Source organism: Chryseobacterium sp. II3a (genome assembly GCF_057815135.1).
In genome coordinates this window covers 367,331-388,243 of record NZ_JBYPZJ010000003.1, presented here as the reverse complement: position 1 = coordinate 388,243, position 20,913 = coordinate 367,331, and the positions used below count along the sequence as shown (strand labels likewise).

19 protein-coding genes and 1 pseudogene are annotated in these 20,913 nt (G+C 37.0%); 16 read left to right on the top strand and 4 right to left on the bottom strand.

Annotation, left to right across the window (positions count from 1 at the left end):
• The first annotated feature begins 159 nt into the window (after nt 1-159).
• Nucleotides 160-660, top strand: coding sequence for a GNAT family N-acetyltransferase (locus AC3HD6_RS10305; protein ID WP_488896257.1), 501 nt, complete (start codon nt 160-162; stop codon nt 658-660).
• A gap of 57 nt (nt 661-717) precedes the next feature.
• Here the strand turns inward: AC3HD6_RS10305 and AC3HD6_RS10300 are convergent, their stop codons facing one another.
• Nucleotides 718-1,110 carry a DoxX family protein gene (locus AC3HD6_RS10300; protein ID WP_488896256.1) on the bottom strand — a complete coding sequence of 131 codons (393 nt, stop codon included), beginning with the start codon at nt 1,108-1,110 and terminating at the stop codon, nt 718-720.
• Nucleotides 1,111-1,153: 43 nt separating this feature from the next.
• Nucleotides 1,154-2,134 (bottom strand): polysaccharide deacetylase family protein, encoded by a 981-nt coding sequence (locus AC3HD6_RS10295; protein ID WP_488896255.1) that lies wholly within the window; start codon nt 2,132-2,134, stop codon nt 1,154-1,156.
• An 89-nt stretch (nt 2,135-2,223) separates the two neighbouring features.
• Between AC3HD6_RS10295 and AC3HD6_RS10290 the strand changes: the two genes are divergently transcribed.
• The 13 genes and pseudogenes from AC3HD6_RS10290 to AC3HD6_RS10230 all read left to right on the top strand — a co-directional run.
• A complete protein-coding gene (locus AC3HD6_RS10290) occupies nt 2,224-3,078 on the top strand; it encodes an AraC family transcriptional regulator (RefSeq protein WP_488896254.1) in 855 nt (284 codons plus the stop codon).
• Between the two features lie 95 nt (nt 3,079-3,173).
• Entirely contained in the window at nt 3,174-3,590 is a 417-nt protein-coding gene (locus tag AC3HD6_RS10285) for an RrF2 family transcriptional regulator (protein WP_488896253.1), read from the top strand.
• Nucleotides 3,591-3,670: 80 nt separating this feature from the next.
• A complete protein-coding gene (locus AC3HD6_RS10280) occupies nt 3,671-4,384 on the top strand; it encodes a phosphoadenylyl-sulfate reductase (RefSeq protein WP_488896441.1) in 714 nt (237 codons plus the stop codon).
• Nucleotides 4,385-4,396: 12 nt separating this feature from the next.
• Nucleotides 4,397-5,305, top strand: a complete 909-nt coding sequence (gene cysD / locus AC3HD6_RS10275) for a sulfate adenylyltransferase subunit CysD (protein WP_488896252.1) — start codon at nt 4,397-4,399, stop codon at nt 5,303-5,305.
• A gap of 104 nt (nt 5,306-5,409) precedes the next feature.
• Nucleotides 5,410-6,648 (top strand): sulfate adenylyltransferase subunit 1, encoded by a 1,239-nt coding sequence (locus AC3HD6_RS10270; protein ID WP_488896251.1) that lies wholly within the window; start codon nt 5,410-5,412, stop codon nt 6,646-6,648.
• 5 nt (nt 6,649-6,653) lie between these two features.
• Nucleotides 6,654-7,484, top strand: a complete 831-nt coding sequence (gene epsC / locus AC3HD6_RS10265) for a serine O-acetyltransferase EpsC (protein ID WP_488896250.1) — start codon at nt 6,654-6,656, stop codon at nt 7,482-7,484.
• 29 nt (nt 7,485-7,513) lie between these two features.
• Nucleotides 7,514-8,425, top strand: a complete 912-nt coding sequence (gene cysK / locus AC3HD6_RS10260; RefSeq protein WP_488896249.1) for a cysteine synthase A — start codon at nt 7,514-7,516, stop codon at nt 8,423-8,425.
• Nucleotides 8,426-8,450: 25 nt separating this feature from the next.
• Nucleotides 8,451-9,296, top strand: a complete 846-nt coding sequence (gene cobA / locus AC3HD6_RS10255) for a uroporphyrinogen-III C-methyltransferase (protein ID WP_488896248.1) — start codon at nt 8,451-8,453, stop codon at nt 9,294-9,296.
• Complete coding sequence (locus AC3HD6_RS10250; RefSeq protein WP_488896247.1) at nt 9,286-10,986, top strand: diflavin oxidoreductase; 1,701 nt, start codon at nt 9,286-9,288, stop codon at nt 10,984-10,986. Before cobA ends, AC3HD6_RS10250 begins: the two co-directional genes overlap by 11 nt.
• Before the next feature lie 28 nt (nt 10,987-11,014).
• A complete protein-coding gene (cysI, locus tag AC3HD6_RS10245) occupies nt 11,015-12,688 on the top strand; it encodes an assimilatory sulfite reductase (NADPH) hemoprotein subunit (RefSeq protein ID WP_488896246.1) in 1,674 nt (557 codons plus the stop codon).
• Between the two features lie 386 nt (nt 12,689-13,074).
• Nucleotides 13,075-15,948 (top strand): TonB-dependent receptor, encoded by a 2,874-nt coding sequence (locus AC3HD6_RS10240; RefSeq protein WP_488896245.1) that lies wholly within the window; start codon nt 13,075-13,077, stop codon nt 15,946-15,948.
• Nucleotides 15,949-15,953: 5 nt separating this feature from the next.
• The gene (locus AC3HD6_RS10235) at nt 15,954-17,474 is read left to right on the top strand and encodes a TSUP family transporter (RefSeq protein WP_488896244.1); all 1,521 of its coding nucleotides are present in this window, start codon (nt 15,954-15,956) and stop codon (nt 17,472-17,474) included.
• Nucleotides 17,475-17,574: 100 nt separating this feature from the next.
• Nucleotides 17,575-17,876: pseudogene (locus tag AC3HD6_RS10230) on the top strand (transposase); the annotation flags it as partial.
• A gap of 15 nt (nt 17,877-17,891) precedes the next feature.
• Here the strand turns inward: AC3HD6_RS10230 and AC3HD6_RS10225 are convergent.
• Entirely contained in the window at nt 17,892-18,602 is a 711-nt protein-coding gene (locus AC3HD6_RS10225; protein ID WP_488896243.1) for a hypothetical protein, read from the bottom strand.
• Between the two features lie 409 nt (nt 18,603-19,011).
• Here AC3HD6_RS10225 and AC3HD6_RS10220 point away from each other — a divergent pair, with 409 nt between their 5' ends.
• Nucleotides 19,012-19,239, top strand: coding sequence for a hypothetical protein (locus AC3HD6_RS10220; protein WP_488896242.1), 228 nt, complete (start codon nt 19,012-19,014; stop codon nt 19,237-19,239).
• Nucleotides 19,240-19,607: 368 nt separating this feature from the next.
• Here AC3HD6_RS10220 and AC3HD6_RS10215 read toward each other — a convergent pair whose 3' ends face one another.
• Nucleotides 19,608-20,111 (bottom strand): hypothetical protein, encoded by a 504-nt coding sequence (locus AC3HD6_RS10215; protein WP_488896241.1) that lies wholly within the window; start codon nt 20,109-20,111, stop codon nt 19,608-19,610.
• Between the two features lie 153 nt (nt 20,112-20,264).
• Between AC3HD6_RS10215 and AC3HD6_RS10210 the strand changes: the two genes are divergently transcribed.
• Complete coding sequence (locus AC3HD6_RS10210; RefSeq protein ID WP_488896240.1) at nt 20,265-20,768, top strand: GNAT family N-acetyltransferase; 504 nt, start codon at nt 20,265-20,267, stop codon at nt 20,766-20,768.
• Nucleotides 20,769-20,913: the final 145 nt, after the last annotated feature.

Below are 20,913 nucleotides of genomic sequence, written 5' to 3'. Positions count from 1 at the left end.
AATTTAGTAGTGATATGTTAGTATTCACTTGTTGAATAAAAAATGGGCTTAATTTTTTAAGCCCATTTTTACTTTATGACGAATATTGTCAGGTTTTATCGGCAATTGTGAGTTTATTTACGTAATTTTATGTATCAATTTCAAACGTAAATTATTCTTATGTACTATAAAAACGATACGATCATTATACGAGAGTTCACTCCGCAAGAACTCAATTTATTCCTAGACCTGTTTAAAAATGAAAATGTTACCCGCTATCTGCCTTACAAATCTCCTGAAGAATTTAAAGAAATGTTTGAAAAAGCATTATCAGATTATAAAGAAGGGCCGTTCAGCAGATGGGGAATATTTAATGCTCAGAATGATGATTTTGTAGGAATTTGTTTGGCAAGAGCCTTCCATCATCATCCCGACAGCACAGAAATCGGGTATATCCTTGGAGAAAACTATTGGGGAAAAGGAATCGGAACCCAGATATGCCAGGCACTTGTGGGTCATTGCCTATCAACAGACGAAAAAAGAGATATTGTTGCCGTAACAGATCTTGATAATATCGGTTCTCAAAAAGTACTTCTCAAATGTGGATTTAACCGAAATGAAAATCTGATAGAAGAAAACAGAGAACTCGCTTATTTTTTATATTCAAAAGAATCAGAATAGAGTAAGAAACTGAAAGAAAGTAAACCAAAAGGACCTTCCGGTTTACTTTCTCTTTTATTATTTATTATTTCTTTCCAGAGAGAGAGCATTATCATCTATTCTGGAAATCAGGATATAAAACAATCCCGCATAGATCATCTGAATTCCCATAGCTTCCCAGTTTTCAACTGTACTACTGCCAAATAATAACAGTATAATTAACGAAGCGCCTGCCATCGCTGCAATTCTTGTCTTAAAACCAATGATAAGCAGTAATCCGACAATAAATTCTAAAAAGGGAAGTGTCGTACTGAACATATGTACAAACAGTTGAGGGAGCCAGCTTTTTTCAAAGCTTTTGGTCATTCCTTCAGCAAAATCATGAAGCTTGGTTAATCTTACCAATCCATGTCCCAAAAAATTGATCCCCATTGATAAACGAAGGAAAAAATAGGCAGTATTCTTATTCATAAAAGTAGGGTTGAATGTTTATTTTAATTTGAAAAATCACTTGTTAATTATTGAATTGTGCTTCACTGCTATCAACCGGAGTATCAGGATCATTCATCACCATTTTAGCAATATCATCTTTTCTCATAAAGACCACACCTTGTTTTTCTTTTGTATATTTGATAAATTCTTCCATAGCATGAACCATTGCAGGAGTTCCGCCTATTCTGTCATGGAAACTGATGCTCATCATTCTTCTTTTGGTGGCTCCTTCCTCATAAAGCCTGTCAAATTCAAACTTAAGCTGGGCAAGAAACTGATCCGGACTCCAGTGTTTTCCTTCAATATTCACAATATCATTATTCCTAAGCGTGTAAGGAATCACTACAAAATTTTTCCCCTTTACTCTGGTAATAAAAGGCTCATCATGGCTGAGATCATCAATATGATAAAGAAATCCAAGTTCTTGTAATACTTTCAGAGTATTCGGGCTTCTTCTCAACCAGTTGCAGTTGTAACCCACAGCTTTCTGTCCTGTAATTTTTGCTACGGCATCCACTCCCTGTTTTACAAACTGTAATTCTTCATCATAACTTTTATTCCACTGATTGTCCCATGAAATCCCATGAGCTGCAATCTCATGACCACCATTAGCAATAGCTTTTGCAATGTCCGGATATTTCTCAGCAGCAGTTCCTACTACATGAGAGGTTACTTTGATATTATATTTTTTCCATAAATCCAGCATCCGGTAAATCCCTTCATTTCCACCATAGCGATACCAGCTTTCTGCAGGAAGATCCCGATAACCTTTAGGAAGTGGAGTATTACTAAAAGGACTTTCCGCCCCTTCGGGCTGGCCACCTGTTTCAAACTGCATGGATACAGAAATGACCAATTGGGCACCATTAGGCCAATATTTTTTAGTTACAGGAAGTTTTTCTTCTTTTGGACTTCTTTTTCCAACATCATCATTGGCTTTAAATCCGGATACTAAAAATACTGTTGCAGCAAGCACCATTACCGATTGTTTTATATATTTCATTTTGTATGTATTTATACTGCAAAATTCACTCATAAATCATTGATTATTATTGTAAAAATTAATCTTAAATTTGTAAAAATCCATTATCAATGAAAAGAATTGTCAACTTCAATTCCTTTAACGTTTTCAGCATCGAAAAAGAGAGCTGGGACATAGAATATCACAATCATAACTTCTATGAACTGATTATCGTTCAAAATGGAAAAGGTACCCATCACCTGAATGGCATTACATTTCATTATCAAAAAGGAGATATATTTCTCCTCAGACCCAGTGATGCTCATGAATTCACCATTCAAAGCAAAACCAGATTCATCTATATAAAATTTACTGAAGGATATCTCTGGGAAAACCTTTTGATGAATAAGAAAAGTGAACTTAAAAAAATTATTCAGTTATTGATGGAAGATCGCTCTTTTGTGTATGAATCAGTGATTAAAAGTAAAACAGACAGAGAGCATCTTCTTCAGCTTTCCCATATTCTTTTGCATGAATTCACCCATAAAACTTTATACAATAAAGAAATTGCAGCAGATCTCTTTTCAACTATTTTTACCATTCTCACCAGAAATACCATGAACAATGCTAACAGTAAAAAATGGGTTTCTCAAAACTTAAGCAGAATCGACAGAATATTATACTACATCAACGTCAATTTTCTGGATGCCGACAAAATGAAAATTGAAAACCTGGCTAAAGAATTTATGCTTTCGCCAAATTACATCAGTATTTATATTAAAAAAGAAACGGGATTTTCCATCCAACAGCATATCATCCAGTATAAAGTGAAAGGTGCTGAAAAACTTCTGCTTCAAAGTAATTATAACATCAGTGAAATTGCAGATAAACTTGGTTTTAATGACGTTAGCCATTTCAATAAAATATTCAAAACCTATAAAAGCAAGTCTCCGTCTGCCTTTAAAAAAGAAAATAAAACTTTATAGGGGTTTTGAACTTCAGTTCCTTAATTGCTAACCAGGGTTTTCATTCCGTAAAAACATTTCGATAATCAGATAATTTGTTATACCTTGCGTAGATTATGATGTCCAAACGTTGCAAATACGCGCTGAAAGCAATGGTCAGATTAGCAAGAAATTACAATCAAGGCTATCTGTCCACTTCTGTTATTGCACAGGATGAGAACATTCCCAAAAAATTTCTGGAGCAAATCCTTCTTGAGCTTAAAAGAACCAAACTTGTTAACAGCAAACAAGGAAAAGTAGGAGGGTATTACCTTTTAAAATCACCCGATGAAGTATCATTGGCGGATATCTACCGTATTTTTGACGGGCCTATTGCCTTAACTCCCTGTGTGTCCCTAAACTTCTATGAAGCATGTGACGATTGTGTAGATGAAGCAGAATGTTACCTTAGAAATGAATTAATTATTGTTCGTGAAAAAACCAGAAAAAGCATGATGGAGACCACTCTGACCTCGTTTATCAACAAAAAATAATTTTTTTTCATTTAAATTCTACTATTTTGATAGGAGTTATAGAATTTTATATATATTTGCATCAACAAATTGGAATGGAAATGGAAAACAGTCTGAAAAGCGATTTCGAAAAATTGAAGGAAGAAACCTCCGGGATATCTTCTGAACAACATATTTTACAATTATTGACAGAAAGATTTCCGGGTGGAGTAGTATTTTCAACAAGCTTCAGCTATGAAGATCAGGTCATCACTCATCTGATAAAAAATCTGAACGTTGATATTTTCACTCTGGATACAGGAAGACTTTTCGAGCATACTTACGAAACCTGGGCTTCCACAAAAGCTTTCTTCAAAAAAGAGATTAAAGCTTACTATCCGGATACTGAAGAACTGAAAAAATTTGTATCAGAAAACGGACCCAATTCTTTTTATCAGTCCGTAGAACAGAGAAAAGCCTGTTGTAGTATCAGAAAAGTACATCCTTTGAAATCTGCTTTAAAAGGATATAAAATATGGATCACCGGTTTAAGGGCAGAACATTCCCCAAACAGGCAGAATATGCCGGCACTGGAATGGGATGAAGATAATCAGATCATTAAGTTTCACCCACTTCTTCACTGGAGTACAGAGCAGGTGACAGATTACGTTAAAACCCATCAACTTCCTTACAATTATCTTCATAAAAAAGGATTTGTAAGCATTGGATGTGAGCCATGTACCAGAGCGATCCAGGAAGGAGAAGATTTCAGAGCAGGCCGATGGTGGTGGGAAGATGCCAATAAAAAAGAATGCGGTCTGCATATTCATCAATAAAAAAGAAAAAATATGTCAACATATCATTTAGATTACCTGGATCAGTTGGAAGCTGAATCTATTTATATTTTAAGGGAAGTAGCAGGACAGTTTGAACGTCCGGCACTGCTGTTCAGCGGTGGAAAGGATAGTATTGTGCTGGCTCATTTAGCCTCAAAAGCTTTCCGTTACGGAAAAATTCCTTTCAAGTTTGTTCATGTAGATACTGGACATAACTTTCCTGAGGTATTGAACTTTAGAGATGAGCTTGTTAATCAGCTAGAAGTTGATCTGGTAGTTCGTAAAGTAGAAGATACGATCAAAAAGAAAAGCTTAACAGAGCCTAAAGGAAAATTCCCAAGCAGAAACTGGTTACAGACCTTTACTTTACTGGATACCATAGAAGAATTTGAATTTGATGCCTGTATCGGAGGCGCCCGCAGAGACGAAGAAAAAGCCCGGGCTAAGGAAAGAATCTTCTCAGTTCGTGATGAATTCGGGCAATGGGATCCAAAATTACAACGTCCTGAATTATGGAGCATCTTCAACGGAAAAATCCAGAAAGGAGAAAATGTAAGAGTTTTCCCAATCAGCAACTGGACAGAACTCGATATCTGGAATTATATCCGAAGAGAAAAAATTGAACTCCCTTCCATTTACTTCTCGCATGACAGGGAAGTGGTAGACCTTAACGGACAATGGATTGCCAACTCTCATCATGCAACATTAGAAACGGATGATGTAATTACCATCAAAAAGATAAGATACAGAACGGTAGGAGATATGACCTGTACCGCAGCCGTAGAATCAAAAGCAACAACCATTGACGCTGTGATTGAAGAAATTGTAGCCACCAGAATTTCTGAACGCGGAGAAACCAGAATTGATGACCGCGTGACAGAAGCGGCGATGGAAGACCGTAAAAAAGGAGGCTATTTTTAGATTAATAATCAGCAATGAGTAATAAGTAATTAGATTGACAGCTTTTTACTTATGATATTCACCATTACTCATTGCCCATTATTCATTACTCATAAACAAAACAGATGGATATATTAAGATTTATAACAGCAGGAAGCGTAGATGACGGTAAAAGTACTCTGATCGGAAGACTGCTATACGATAGTAAAAGTATTTTACAGGACCAGTTAGAAGTACTGGAAAAACATTCTAAAAACAAAAATGATGACGGCGTAGACCTTGCCCTTCTTACAGACGGATTACGTGCTGAAAGAGAGCAGGGGATCACCATTGATGTTGCTTACAGGTATTTTTCAACCTCGAAGAGAAAATTCATCATTGCTGATGCTCCAGGCCATGTACAATATACCAGAAACATGATTACCGGAGCTTCCAACTCTGATCTGATGGTCATTCTGATCGATGCCAGACAAGGAGTGATTGAACAAACCAGAAGACACTCTATCATTGCTTCATTATTAAAACTGAAAAAAGTAGCGGTAGCTATCAATAAAATGGATATGGTGGATTATTCGCAGGAAGTATTTGAAACCATCAAAGCAGATTACGCTAAAATTGCGGAAAATCTTGGAATAAATGAGGTAAGCTATTTCCCGATCTCTGCACTGAAAGGAGACAATATTGTTTCAAAATCATCTCAGACAGATTGGTATCAGGGACCTTCACTTTTAGAATATCTGGAAAATGTGACACTGAATGAAGAATTGAATACCGGAAGCCGTTTCCAGGTTCAGTATGTCATTCGTCCTCAGACTGAAGAATTACATGACTACAGAGGATATGCAGGGCAGGTTTTAAGCGGAAAATTTCAGAAAGGAGACAAAATCCACATTCTTCCCGCAGGTATTACCAGCGAAATTGCTAAAATCGAGATCAATGGGATTGAAAAAAAAGAAGCTTTTGAAGGACAACCCGTGGTTATCCATGTAACAGATGATGTGGACATCAGCAGGGGCGATATTTTTGCTACGGAAGAACAGCTTCCTGTCATTGAAAAAGACCTTGAAGTTTTGCTATGCTGGCTGGATCAAAAATCATTACAACCGGGTAATAAATATCTCTTACAGCAAAACAGCAGACTGATAAGAGCCGTCGTAAAAGAGATTGATTACAAGATTGATGTGAATACGCTTACCCAGGAAAAAGCAGAAGGCGATATTAAGCTGAACGAAGTGGTAAAAGTAACCCTCCGAACGGCACAGCCTTTGGTCTATGATAGTTTTATCAATAACAAAAGAACAGGTTCTGCAATTTTGGTAGATGAAACATCCAATTCAACGGTTGCAGCCTGCATAATTCAGTAAAGAAAATGTCAGTTTCAAACCAATTTATAGAAAGAATTCAACAGAGTAAAGAGCATAAAACCCATGGATTCTTCGACAGAGCAAGAGTAAAGGCTTTTGTAAAAGAATTGTATAAAGTATTGTTTCTTCCACAGCAAGTCAATACTCCCGATCAGCTGAAACAGGATTTTGCCCAACTGCAGGATCATCTTTCAATCCTGATTAACACAATAACAAGAGACCAAGATCTTACCGAAGTACAGGTGAATGCTTTTTTTGAGGCTTTGCCCCAGATCTACAGCCATCTCGTTCAGGATGCACAGTCCATCCTTGAATTTGATCCGGCAGCAGCCTCGCTAGAAGAAATATACCTTGCATACCCGGGATATTTTGCAACCTATGTTTACAGAATTTCCCATCAACTCTGGAACCAGGAAATACCGGTTTTACCTCGTGTCATTTCAGAATATGCACACAGCAAAACTGGAATAGACATTCATCCCGGCGCAATAATCGGAGAATACTTTTTCATCGATCATGGAACCGGAATTGTCATTGGAGAAACCACCATTATTGGCGATCATGTCAAAATATACCAGGGAGTAACCCTTGGTGCATTGAATGTCTCCAAAGAAAAAGCCAACCAGAAAAGGCATCCCAATATTGAGGACCATGTCATTATTTATTCGGGAGCAACCATTTTAGGTGGAAATACAACCATAGGCAGGGACAGTATTATTGGTGGAAATGTGTGGATCACACAGGATGTACCACCCAATTCACTTGTCTATAACAAAAGTGAAATAAGAATAAAGGATAACAATCCGTTACCGGAATCATTAACCTTTGTAATATAAAAACAGAAAAAACAAAAAATTGTATTGATATGAAATTTCAGAACGCACTAGAAACCATTGGAAATACACCAGTCGTAAAGATCAATAACTTATTCAATTCAGACCATGAAATCTGGATTAAATTAGAAAAAAGCAACCCAGGCGGAAGCATCAAGGACAGAATTGCCTTAGCCATGATTGAAGATGCGGAAACTAAAGGATTATTAAATAAAGACAGTACCATCATTGAACCTACCAGTGGAAATACAGGAATAGGATTGGCATTGGTAGCTGCAGTAAAAGGATATAAGCTTATTCTGGTAATGCCGGAAAGCATGAGTATAGAACGTCGTAAAATCATGGAAGCCTATGGAGCTGAATTTGTGCTTACGCCAAGAGAAAAAGGAATGAAAGGAGCTATCGAAAAAGCTAACGAATTAACAGAAGAAACTTCCAATTCATGGATCCCGAGACAGTTTGATAATCCTGCTAATGTAAAAATACACGTAGAAACTACAGCACAGGAAATTCTACAAGATTTCCCGGAAGGGTTGGATTATGTGATTACCGGAGTAGGAACCGGCGGACATATCACAGGAATTGCTAAAGCATTAAAGGAAAAATATCCTAACCTTAAAGTGATTGCAGTAGAGCCGGAATTATCTCCTGTGTTAAGCGGCGGAAGTCCTGCACCACATCCATTGCAAGGTTTAGGAGCTGGTTTTGTACCTTCCATATTAGATATTACCCTTTTAGATGGAGTGATTACAGTAGGGAAGGATGAAGCGTATGAATATGCCATTAACGCTGCTAAAAAAGAAGGACTTTTTGTGGGAGTTTCCACAGGAGCCGCCTTAGCCGCTATTGCAAAACATTTACCGCAAATACAGCCTGGAGCAAAAATTCTTACCATTAATTACGACACCGGAGAAAGGTATCTTTCTCTTGAGGGACTCTTCTAAAATCCTTTAACTAACACCGATTTCAATGAATCCAACTATAAAATCACCTAAGGTTTACCTTATCGGTGCAGGGCCCGGCAACCCTGATTTAATCACAGTAAAAGCCGTAAAAGCCATCGCCAAAGCAGATGTTGTTCTGGCAGACCGTCTCGTAAGTCCTGAAATTTTAGAAACTTACGTCAACAAGGACACAGAGCTTATTTATGTAGGCAAAGAATGCAGCAAAAATGCATCTACACCTCAGTCTCTTATCAATACTTTAATGGTTGATTATGCTTTGCAGAACAAAACCGTTGTAAGACTTAAAGGCGGAGATGTTTCTATTTTCTCTAATATTCTGGATGAATTACAGGCCTTGAAGGAAAATCATATTCCTTTTGAAATTATTCCGGGGATTACAGCTGCTTTGGGAGCTGCTGCTTATGCGGGAATGCCTTTAACAGCCAGAGGATATTCAACATCTGTTCGTTTTCTTACGTATTATAAGTCTGAAATTCTTACTGAAGACTATTGGAAAGATCTTGCCAACACTCAGGATACCCTTGTATTCTATATGTCTAAAGGAAACCTGACCAGTCTTGTAGAAAAATTCATTGACCTGAATGTTTCAAACGAGAAAAAAATCGCTGTGATTGAACAGGCTACCACACCTTACCAGAAAGTGTATACCTCGTCTTTTGAGGATTTCAGCAAAACACTGGGTGACAAATCCTTCGCCTCACCCTCATTGGTGGTGATAGGAAAAGTTGTGAATCTTCATGAAGAATTCTCCTGGCTTGAAAATGCCGAGCAGGAAGGTCTTTATTTTAAATCAGTTGAAAACGGAAGCTTAGTCCCTAAAACTCAAAATTTCTTCGAATATGCTGTCTGAAACTAAATTAAATATCCTTAAACAAATCTCCAGCGATTTTTCCAGAGATGAATCCATCTGGGCAAGCGGATATCTTGCAGGATTGGCAGGATCACCGCTTACCGCTGTACAGCCACCTTTACAGGTAACTCTTCCGGAACAGAATACCGTGAAGAAAATTACCTTAGCTTATGGTACAGAAACCGGAAACAGTAAAAAATTAGCCACATCACTTGCTGGAATCATCAAAAAGAAAGGAATTCAGGTGAAATTAGCAGATCTTTCTCAGTATAAACCTAAAGATCTTTCAAAAGAAGAGTTTTTCTTTGTGGTCATCAGTACTCAGGGAGAAGGAGATCCACCGGTATTGGCCAAGAAGTTTTATGATTATATTTATGAAAATGAAATCAATCTTAGCGCTTTAAAATTTGGAGTGCTTGCGTTAGGAGATACCAGCTATCCTTTATTCTGCAAAACAGGAGAAGACGTAGATTCCCGTTTTGAACTCCTGGGAGCACAGCGTATTATTCCACTAAAAAAATGTGATATTGATTATGAGCAGGATGCTCAAAACTGGATAGAACATGTTTTTGAAGCGGTAAATAAAACCTCAGCCGGCAGTACACCTGTTCAAAAGGCTTCAGCAGGAAGGAAAAAATACCAGGGAAAAGTATCAGCCATCATCAATCTGAATGATATTACGTCTGAAAAGGAAACCTATCACATTGAAATAGAAACGGAAGATGCTTTAAACTATCGACCTGGTGCAGCATTGGGAATTATCCCTTTCAATTCTAAATCTGTGGTAGATGAAATTATTGCCGTAACAGGAATTGATCCTAAAAAACAGCTCGAAACCACAAAAGTTACAGACACCGTAGAAGAGCTTTTACACAAACATCTTAATATTAGCTATTTATTGAAAACCGTTGTGGCTCAATATGCTAAGATTACAGGACATTCTATTTCGGAAGTTCGTTTAAGCCTTTTGGATCTTTTAAGAATTTATCCTGTGAAAAATGCAGATGAATTTGAAGAAGTAGTTCAAATATTAACCATACAAGCACCACGTTTATATTCCATCTCATCTTCTCCGGAAGCCCATGGCGAAAATGAGATCCATATTACCGTTGCCAGATCGGAATTCTTTATTGACCACCAGAAATACAACGGTCTGTGCAGCGGTTACCTCAGCGAATTCTCTGAAGGCAGTGACGTTGAATTCTACATTCAGGATGCAGGGCATTTCCGATTACCGGAACCAGATAAAGATATTATCATGATTGGTCCGGGAACCGGGATTGCTCCTTTCAGATCATTCCTTTGGGAGCGTGATGCCCTGGGTGCAGAAGGAAAGAACTGGCTGTTCTTTGGAGACAGGAATTTTGTATCAGACTTTATTTATCAGGCTGAGCTTCAGGATTTCCTTAAAACAGGAAGCTTAACTCATCTGGATCTTGCCTTTTCAAGAGATACTGCTGAAAAAGTATATGTACAGCACAAACTGGAGCAAAAAGCACAGGAAGTCTTTTACTGGCTTGAAAACGGAGCTTCAGTGTATGTATGTGGCACAAAAGATCCTATGAGCCGCGATGTAGAAAATACACTGCTCAATATTATTCAACAACATGGAAAACGCAGTCAGGAAGAAGCTGTTCATTATCTGGAAGAAATGGAGCTCAACGGCCGATATGCCAAAGATGTTTATTAAAAACCCACACCCTTAAAAGAAAACAATTATGAGCCACAAAGATAATCTTTCCCCAGTTGAAAGAATTAAAACCCAAAGCAACGGACTCAGAGGAACATTAAAGGAAAGCCTCGCGGATGATTTTACCGGAGCCATAAGAGAAGACGATCAGACCTTAATCAAATTCCATGGAATGTACCAGCAGGATGACAGGGACAGAAGGGAAGAGCGTGTAGCTAAAAAATTAGAATGGCTGTATTCCTACATGATAAGACTAAGGCTTCCGGGGGGATTTTTAACATCTGACCAATGGATTGGAGTGAATGATATTGCGAATGACCATTCTACGGGAACCATCAAAATAACAACCCGACAGACGCTTCAATTGCATGGCATTTTAAAATCCCATCTAAGACCTACCATTCAAAGTTTCAACCTGAATCATTTGGATTCTATTGCAGCTTGTGGTGATGTAAACAGAAATGTGACCTGTACGGCAAACCCTTCAGAATCTCCACTACACCAACAGACTTATGAGCTGGCAGGTAAAATAAGTGAAATGTGTCTCCCAAAAACCAAATCCTATTATGATGTATGGATTGATGATGAATTGCTTGTAGACCGAAAAACAGAAGAAGATCCTTTATATCAGGACAGATATCTTCCCAGAAAGCTAAAGATCGGAATTGCCGTTCCACCCAATAATGATGTAGATGTATTCATTAATGATATTGCTTTGATCGCCATCATTGAAAATAATCAGATTGTAGGATATAATATTGCTGCGGGAGGCGGATTAGGAGCTACCCATGGTAATGAAGCCACTTATGCAAGATTAGCTTCTGTGCTTGGATTTGTAGATTCTGAAGAAAAAGCTTTGCAAGCAGTCTATGAAATTATTACTGTACAGCGTGATTTCGGGAATAGAAGTGACAGAAAGCTTTCAAGATTAAAATATACCATTGATAAACTTGGCATCGATCAGTACAGAACCGAAGTAGAAAAAAGAACCGGATTCAGGTTTGAACCTGCCAGAGAATTTAAATTTGAACAGAGAAAAGACCGTTATGGCTGGACTCAAAATCATGAAGGGAAATGGTTTTACACCGTGTTTGTAGAACATGGAAGAGTACTTGATATTGAAGGCTATCCTTTAAAATCCGGATTGTTAAAGATTGCTCAGACAGCACCCGTAAATTTCAGGTTTACCTGTAACCAGAACCTGATTGTTGCGGATATCGATGAAAAAGATAAAACAGCTATAGAAAGTCTTTTACAAGAATATGGAATTTCAGAGGCTACTGAAAAAGCAAGTGCCCTGCGCAAAAACTCCGTTGCCTGCGTTGCCTTGAATACCTGTTCACTGGCTTTAGCAGAAGCACAGCGATATTTACCTTCGTTAGTAACCAAAATAGAACCTATTCTTGAAAAACATGGTCTTAGAGAAGATGATATTACCATCAGAATGACCGGATGCCCTAACGGATGCGGAAGATCTCCCAACGCTGAAATCGGGTTTGTAGGAACAGCTTATGGAAAGTATAATCTTCACATTGGAGGAGACCGCTTGGGAATGAGATTAAATACAAAATACAGAGAAAACATTGGTGAAGAAGAAATTCTGACTACTCTGGATGAACTTTTCGGAATCTATGTCCAGGAAAAACAGTCAGAAGAAACCTTTGGTGATTTTTCATACCGTTACTTACAAACCTTAAATTGAAAATATGACTAGCCTTTTTTATAACCCTAAAAAACTAAAAAAACATCAACCATTTCTTCCAGGTGAACGAATGTGTATGTGCTGTTGATTTTAAATACGGACAACATATACAAGCTGTTTGAATTCTATTTAAACCACAAAAGTCACAAAAGCTCTAAAAACTTAAGTCTTTTGAAGTAACAAGCTTTGCGGGGATGAAGTACACTTTAGCACTATGAAAATCATAGATTTTCATCTTATGTGAACTTTTATACCACAGCATTTTAAACTTTCTTAAGTGTACTAAATAATAACTTTTGTGCCTTTTGTGGTTAAGAAATAAAAGTTTCCAAAAAACATATTAGTTTCAAACAGCTCCATTCTTACTCACCTAAAATAGAAGAACAATGAAAAACAAAAGACAGGGCTATTTCCTGCCTAAAACAGGAGTTATACTATTCACATTTTTATTCTGCAATCTGGCAGAAGCACAGCAGCTTATAGAATTAAGCGGAATTATCAGAAATACAGGAACCCAGAAAGGACTTGATGCTGTAAAGGTTCAGGTGGAAAACACACAGGACACCGCATCAACAGATCAACTTGGAAATTTCAAAATAAGAACAAGAGTCACAATCCCTTTCCGGTTGATTATCAATAAAGACGGATTCTCCAGCCAAACGGTAGAGATTCTTTCTCTTTCCAATAAACTTACCATCGGACTTAATCCTCAGAATACCATTATTGATGATGTGGTGATTTCTGCATCCCGTATTCCGGAAAAAATACTGAAATCTCCAATCGCTATTGAAAAGATTGATATTAAAACGATCAGGGAAAGTCCGGCTGCATCTTTTTATGAAACGCTGGAAAATGTAAAAGGACTACAGCTCCTAACTTCCAGTCTTACACTGAAAATACCTAACTCCAGAGGATTTAACTCGCCTAACAATTTCAGATTTATGCAGTTGGTAGATGGAGTAGATGTACAATCTGCCACCTTAGGAGTTCCACTGGGAAATGCCATTGGCCCTACAGAATTGGATATTCAATCTATGGAAGTTACTCCAGGAGCCGCTTCCGCATTGTATGGAATGAATGCCATCAATGGACTGGCAAGTCTCCAGACCAAAGATCCCTTTACTTCTGAAGGAATAAGCGTTTACTTCCGTGGCGGCGTGAATCATGTAGATAATTACAATCACAAAATAAGTTCTTTGGGTGAAAGTGCCATCAGATTTGCCAAGGTATTCAATAAAAATTTCGCAGTTAAAGTGAACGCTTCCTATTTTACAGGAACAGACTGGATTTCAAATAATCAGACTGATCAGAATCCTAATTCATTAATCACTGCCAATCCTAATTTTTCTTTAGCCAATAACCCAGCAGAAGACCTTTGGAACAAATACGGCGATGAAAGAAACAACAGGGTAGCGGTAAAAGTAGATTATAACGGAAAACCTACAACCTTCAATGTATCCAGAACAGGATATCTGGAAAAAGATCTCGTAAGCCCAGAAGTAAAAAATATAAAATTTGATGCCGGATTATACTACCGTTTCGGAGATCAGTGGAAAGCTTCTTACGTGTACCGTTACGGATTGCTTGACGGAACTTTTCAAAGAGGAAATAAAATCCGTTTACAAAATGCTACCGTTCAAAACCATAAAGTAGAACTTACCGGCAAAGAATTGACGTTCAGAGCATATGTCTCTATAGAAAATACAGGAGATTCCTATAATCTGAAACCTCTGGCAGATAACCTGGACCTAACCAATCTTTCCAACAATAATTGGAAAAACATTTTCCAGACTACATTACAAAATACTCTCAATGCGGGCACCAATCTAAATGATGCTCTTACTCTTGCCCGTCGTGAAGCTGATAAAAATAGAGCAGTACCTGGAACAGCAGCCTTTGAACAGTTAAAAAATACCATTATCGGAATCAATAATTGGGATTCTGCCAATGCAGGAATCGCCGGAGCTCCCGCAACAGGAGGAGCAAAACTGGAACAGAAATCCAGATTTTACCAGGGAGAGCTTACTTATGACTTCAGCAGATTTGTAAAGATTTTTAACCTTTTAGCCGGTATTGATTATCGCTTATACAGCATAACACCTGATGGAAACAACTTCGTAGATTTCAACAGACCGGTTACTGAAAGAAATATTCCTTTATCTGATGGTACTTTCGGGAAAGATGTTATCTATCAAAAATATGGAGCTTTTGCCCAGGTTACTAAGCTTTTCTTTGATGAAAAACTAAAAATTAATGCAGCACTCCGCATCGACAGAAACCCTGAATTTGAAGCCAAGCTGAATCCGAGAATCAGCATTGTCTATTCTCCTGTGAAACAGCACAATTTCAGAGCCTCTTTTCAAAACGGATATCGTTTTCCATCTTTGTTTGAAGCCCTTTCCTTTGTCAATAACGGAAATGTAAGAAGAGTAGGTGGACTGACAAAAGTAAATGATGGATTAGGCTATCTGGAAAACTCCTACACTTTAGCATCAATCGATAGGTTTACATCAGCAGTAAATGCTGATGTAGACAGTGGAAAAAGTCAGAACCAGGCTGCACAGGACAATAAACAGCTTTTAGCCGTTGCCAATCTGCAGAAATTACAGCCGGAAAAGATCAATTCCTTTGAAATAGGCTATAAATCTGTGTTCTTTAATAATAAACTGGCCCTGGACTGGGATTTTTACTACAATATTTATGAAGGCTTCCTGGGGCAAGTGGAAGTAGCCGTTCCTAAAAACAGCCAGATAGGAAGCAATACAGCCGTTCTTGCCATGCTTGACAGAAGCAAACAGGACAGATACAGAGTGTATACCAATAGCAACAGTACTTACAAAAGCTATGGAACTTCCTTTGGAATCCGATATAATGTTGTTAAAAACTATAATGTAAACGCCAATGTATCTTATAACGATCTGGCTTCCAACAACACTTCAGATCTGTTTATTACGGCATTCAATACCCCAAAATGGATGGTGAATGTAAGCGTAGGAAACAGGGAAATTATTAAGAATATTGGATTTACAGTAGTAGCCAGATGGCAGAATGCTTTTGATTGGGAAAGTCCATTAGCTTCAGGAAAAATTCCTGCTTATTACACCATAGATGCCCAGGCTAGCTGGAAGATTCCTGAAATTCACGCCAATGTAAAAATTGGAGCAACTAATCTCCTGAACAGACGTTACTTCCAATATGCAGCAGGGCCTGAAATTGGAGGTTTATATTATCTCGCTTTTACGTATGATTTAAAACTGTAATCAAGATGAGCAATTCTTTATATCCCGTATTTTTAAAACTTGAAACTTTATCGTTACTCATCATCGGAGGTGGAAAAATTGCCCTTGAAAAACTGGAATCAGTATTGGGTAATTCTCCTGAAACCTCTATAAGACTTGTAGCCAAGGAAATTAGTTCTGAAGTTAGAGCCTTACAGAGTCAGTATTCAAATATAAGATTATACGAAAGAGCCTATCATGATGATGATTTTAATGATACCGATGTGGCCATTATCGCTGTAAATGATATTGAATTAGCTGCACAGATTCGTGAAAACGCTCATCAGAAGAATGTATTGGTCAATATTGCAGACAAGCCCGAACTCTGTGATTTTTACTTAGGTTCCATTGTGAAAAAAGGAAGTCTTAAAATCGCCATTTCTACGAATGGAAAATCACCAACCATTGCCAAGAGACTCAGAGAAACCTTTACAGAAACCATTCCGGATGAAATGGACCTTGTGCTGGATAATATGCAGAGTATACGCAACCAGTTAAAAGGAGACTTCAATCATAAAGTAACGGAACTTAACAAGATTACAACTCAATATCTGTCTGATGGAAAAATAACTCCTGCAAAACAAGATTTGGAGATAGAAAAACTCATCAGTATTACTAAAATTGCCCAGAGAAAAGCCAATATTTATCTTGCCATCATAGGAGTTCTGCTTATTTTGGGAATTTTTGGTGTTGTGGTATATCAGTTTGATCTGGCTGGTGATATTCAGGGTTTCCTCAGTAAAGATGGCCATATTTTTTACTGGATGCTGTTTGCCGGTTTCATGGCTGAAATTGTTGCCGGATCAATGGGAATGGGATATGGCGTTATCTGTACCACTATATTGCTGCTGCTGAACGTTCCGCCGCCTGTTGTAAGCGCAAGTATTCATTCGGCAGAGTCTTTTACAACAGCTGCCGGAGGATTTAGCCATTACAAGTTGGGAAATGTCAATAAAAAAATGGTTTGGGTATTATTTCCGCTGGCGATCGTAGGGTCTATCATTGGAGCATTAACCCTGTCTCATTACGGAGAGCATTATGCACATATTGTAAAGCCCATCATTGCCTGTTATACTTTGTATTTAGGAGTAAATATTCTCAGAAATGCTTTTAAAGACAAAAACAAAAGCCGTATCAAAACCAAAAAAAGAACCAATCTGAGAGTACTGGGACTTGTGGGAGGATTTATAGACTCCTTTGCTGGAGGCGGTTGGGGTCCATTAGTTACTGGAACGTTAATTAAAGAAGGCAGAATTCCCCGTTATGTTGTGGGAAGCTCCACAGTGGCCAAGTTTTTGTTGACAGTAACCAGTGCCATCACTTTTATTTTTACCATTGGAATTCATCACTGGAATATTGTTTTGGGACTTCTGTTAGGTGGAGTTTTTACCGCTCCGTTTTCCGCTATGCTTACCTCCAAACTTCCTACAAAGAAGATGTTTGTGGTGGTTGGTATAGTTGTTATTCTGATGAGCCTGGTAACTATTGTCAAATCTTTTCTAAAGTAAGGAAGCCTGAAGCTGGAAGAGGGAAGTTATTAAAGCCGGAAAAACACTTGATATAGGAAAAAATAGATCGAAGTGTCTATAATCGACGCAAACGTAGAGATATTTATCTTCTGAAATTCAAATTGATTTGTTCAATTACGTACACATTGAATTGAACCCCTAAGAGAATAAATCAAAAAGATTATAAACCACAGTTTTATCTTTTCAAAAAACAACGTAAAAGAATTGAGACACTTTTCTCATAACTTTTTGATCAATTTATGATTAGACGCAATTATGTAAAGAGTTTTGAAGGCTTTAAAACCAGATCATTAGCTAAAATGACAACTTTAAACATTTGTAATTTATAAACAATGTTTACTTCAATAAAATATTAATAACTTAAAAGTAAATATTATTTAAAATGTACAATGTTTTTTAGTAATAAAGATACCTATTATAAACAACCTGCTTAATGGCTCGCTCATCAACATTGTCATATATATAAACAATTGTAGGATTACTGTGTTCATCATAATTTTTTGAAACCTGTATCAGGTATCTCGTCAAGATTTCTCCATCTCTGTTTTCAGTAATCTTGCTTTTAATTTTTTGTATTTTATCGTTTTTGGAAGTGTATTCCAGCTCCTCGGTTACCTGCAATTTATCTTTATTTTTCAAAACACTTTTTATCAATAGATAATTTTTATCCAGCGTAATGCTAGTGGTGTAACCGCTGTTGTTCTGCGGTGTAATAGTACAATGGTAATTATCCGCCCAAACGTATTTATAGCTGCTTTCGTCTGCGGGATTATTGTCACAAGTTAAAATATCTTTATAAGAGATACTTTTCCCTTTCCCTGAAAACAGGCCTCTATACGTGCACGACTGGATACTGCCGCTCACGTCCATCCTAATTATTTTATTAGTCTCCAGAGCATTGCCAGCATTATCAAAAGTCTTGGTATATTTTACCATATAGCCGCTTGAATCTTTCGGAATTTTATCATCCTTTACATCGCAGAAATAGGATGTCATTTGTTTTACTTCGCCTTTCAGTCCGCATTCAGCTTTTGCAGAATAAGTTGCAGGTTTGCCACAAGAACATATTGTTTGCAAAATGATAAAGGTTACTAAAAGTTTTTTCATTGTATTTTATTTTGGTTCAATATTTTTAAAATCAATCGGATTTTCTGTACCATTAACGTCTAATCAAATACATTTACAACGGAATCTCAAGTATAAAACTTATAACAGCAGTAAGACTTTAGCCTATTGAATTTTGTCTAATTCCTATATTATAAAACAAAAGTATTAAATACTATAAGTAAAATATATCCCCGATAACAGGGTTTTTATCCGTGTTATTTGCTTTATGCTTATTGATTTTATTCTTAATATATCATAGGTGAAAGCTTCAAAACCTTTAACACTTTTCTGTAAGATTAAGTAAAACTACTGTATGGTCTTCATAAAAGGATAGTTACCTTTGATCTGTTCATACATTGAATAACCCGTATGATCCAAATGAAAACAATAACTTTTTAAAACGAAGACCATGAAAAAATTAAACAGAAAAGCATTAAAAAACATTGCCGGGGAGATTGGCATTGAGATTAATTTACCTCTTCCTGTAGGTATCTGTATTGGAAATCTTATTGGATTGTGCCCACCCAATACCCATTGCAGAGCAGATGAAAAATGTTATCCGGATGTTGCAGGACCTTGCATAAATGGAATGTGTCCTTCAGGATATCAATGCCGTTCCGGAGAATGCGTAAGATAAAATTATTTAAATACAGAACCTTTATCCAGTATTGATAAAGGTTTTTTTGTATCAATTTCCATTGAATAAATGGGTACAATAATACATCCGCCTCATCCAATCGATTGAAAATCGCTTATCTATTTGCTCACTTAAAATTCAGCTACAATAAGAATAATCGTTGCGTTTAAAAAAAAGATCTTATATATTTTGAATTTGCCGCAAAGGTTTTATAAACTAAAACATTCATCTATGTATCCATGCGGTAAAATAAAAATCTTTCAAAACCACAAAGGGCACATAGTTTTTTATGTAAAAAAATGATGAAAAACAAAAACCTGGATAAGAATAACCGGATTTATATATTGATGTTTTAAGGAATAGATAGGTTATTTTCTATCCTTTATCCCGATCAGCTTCAACGCGCTTGAAGTTAAAAAAATATCGTCAAAAACAGTCAAAGATTCCACATCATTGAAACCTGTAGGAATCAGGTCGTTTTTATTGAATGACAATTCTATGGAAGTATCATAAGAAGCCACAATTCTTACTTTTGAATAGCCGTTATAATCTACTCTGAAACCTTCAAACATACAATTACGTTCAGCTTTCTGATATTCGCCATATTCTTCAAAACCTGCCATATCTGTTCTTTCGTCATCACTGTCATTATGCTCCAATGATTTCCATGAAACATAATTTTTCGGTTCCTTTAGTACATTTCCATTAGGGTCTACAGGAACAAACATTCCCAAAGTAAGGGATCGTTTTAAAAAATTAGCATAATTATTCATCAAACTCAGGGTTTGAAGATCGGCATATCCTTCGTGGGCATAATATTCAAGCACGAAGGTAGTCATCGGAATCAGCTTATGAGAAGCATCAGTCGGCATACTTGGTCTTTTCTTTTTAGCCGATAAAAATAGTATTTTTATTTACGTTTCCCAACGTTACCTGAGCAATCCAACGGTATTTATACCCATTCTGAATAACAATAAGGAAAGATTGCCATGCATTTTTCGTAACTTCGTCCCATAACAGGAATAATGATAGTGAATACTTCTTTACAGGATATGGAGGCGGTCCTTAGCTTATACAAAATGGCTTCCGATTTTAAGAAAACCGTGTCTGGTATACAATGGCCAGAATTTGATCGCAACATGATTGAAACCGAAATCAATGAAAGCCGTCATTTTAAAATTACAGTGGATGAGCAGGTAGCCTGTGTCTGGAGTATCACTTTTGACGACCACCAGGTTTGGGCAGAAAAGAATGAAGATCCTGCCATTTATATACACAGAATTGCTACCAATCCTAACTTCCGCGGACAAAAGTTTGTTGAACAGATTGTAGAGTGGGCCAAAGAATATGCTCCTCAGCATAATAAGTTATATGTAAGAATGGATACTACCGCTGGAAATCAAAGGTTAACGGATTATTATGTAAAATGTGGTTTTACTTATCTGGGAGACAAGAAAATGACTGATACAGAAGGCCGTCCGGATCATTATCATAATGCTACGATGGGGCTTTTCCAGCTGGCAATATAAACTTCTAGGATTTTACATACTCTTAATATAAACCTTTCTGTTAATACAATAAAACTCGGATTGCATTAAACCTTTTTCAGAATTATTGACAATTTTCACAAAAATCTCTATACAGAGAATTAAAAAAATAAAAGCAATACTCTAA

Coding starts and splice junctions, on each gene's coding strand:
- AC3HD6_RS10305 (WP_488896257.1), top strand. CDS start 160: ATGTACTATAAAAACGATACGATCATTATACGAGAGTTCACTCCGCAA.
- AC3HD6_RS10300 (WP_488896256.1), bottom strand. CDS start 1,110: ATGAATAAGAATACTGCCTATTTTTTCCTTCGTTTATCAATGGGGATC.
- AC3HD6_RS10295 (WP_488896255.1), bottom strand. CDS start 2,134: ATGAAATATATAAAACAATCGGTAATGGTGCTTGCTGCAACAGTATTT.
- AC3HD6_RS10290 (WP_488896254.1), top strand. CDS start 2,224: ATGAAAAGAATTGTCAACTTCAATTCCTTTAACGTTTTCAGCATCGAA.
- AC3HD6_RS10285 (WP_488896253.1), top strand. CDS start 3,174: ATGATGTCCAAACGTTGCAAATACGCGCTGAAAGCAATGGTCAGATTA.
- AC3HD6_RS10280 (WP_488896441.1), top strand. CDS start 3,671: ATGGAAAACAGTCTGAAAAGCGATTTCGAAAAATTGAAGGAAGAAACC.
- cysD (WP_488896252.1), top strand. CDS start 4,397: ATGTCAACATATCATTTAGATTACCTGGATCAGTTGGAAGCTGAATCT.
- AC3HD6_RS10270 (WP_488896251.1), top strand. CDS start 5,410: ATGGATATATTAAGATTTATAACAGCAGGAAGCGTAGATGACGGTAAA.
- epsC (WP_488896250.1), top strand. CDS start 6,654: ATGTCAGTTTCAAACCAATTTATAGAAAGAATTCAACAGAGTAAAGAG.
- cysK (WP_488896249.1), top strand. CDS start 7,514: ATGAAATTTCAGAACGCACTAGAAACCATTGGAAATACACCAGTCGTA.
- cobA (WP_488896248.1), top strand. CDS start 8,451: ATGAATCCAACTATAAAATCACCTAAGGTTTACCTTATCGGTGCAGGG.
- AC3HD6_RS10250 (WP_488896247.1), top strand. CDS start 9,286: ATGCTGTCTGAAACTAAATTAAATATCCTTAAACAAATCTCCAGCGAT.
- cysI (WP_488896246.1), top strand. CDS start 11,015: ATGAGCCACAAAGATAATCTTTCCCCAGTTGAAAGAATTAAAACCCAA.
- AC3HD6_RS10240 (WP_488896245.1), top strand. CDS start 13,075: ATGAAAAACAAAAGACAGGGCTATTTCCTGCCTAAAACAGGAGTTATA.
- AC3HD6_RS10235 (WP_488896244.1), top strand. CDS start 15,954: ATGAGCAATTCTTTATATCCCGTATTTTTAAAACTTGAAACTTTATCG.
- AC3HD6_RS10225 (WP_488896243.1), bottom strand. CDS start 18,602: ATGAAAAAACTTTTAGTAACCTTTATCATTTTGCAAACAATATGTTCT.
- AC3HD6_RS10220 (WP_488896242.1), top strand. CDS start 19,012: ATGAAAAAATTAAACAGAAAAGCATTAAAAAACATTGCCGGGGAGATT.
- AC3HD6_RS10215 (WP_488896241.1), bottom strand. CDS start 20,111: ATGCCGACTGATGCTTCTCATAAGCTGATTCCGATGACTACCTTCGTG.
- AC3HD6_RS10210 (WP_488896240.1), top strand. CDS start 20,265: ATGATAGTGAATACTTCTTTACAGGATATGGAGGCGGTCCTTAGCTTA.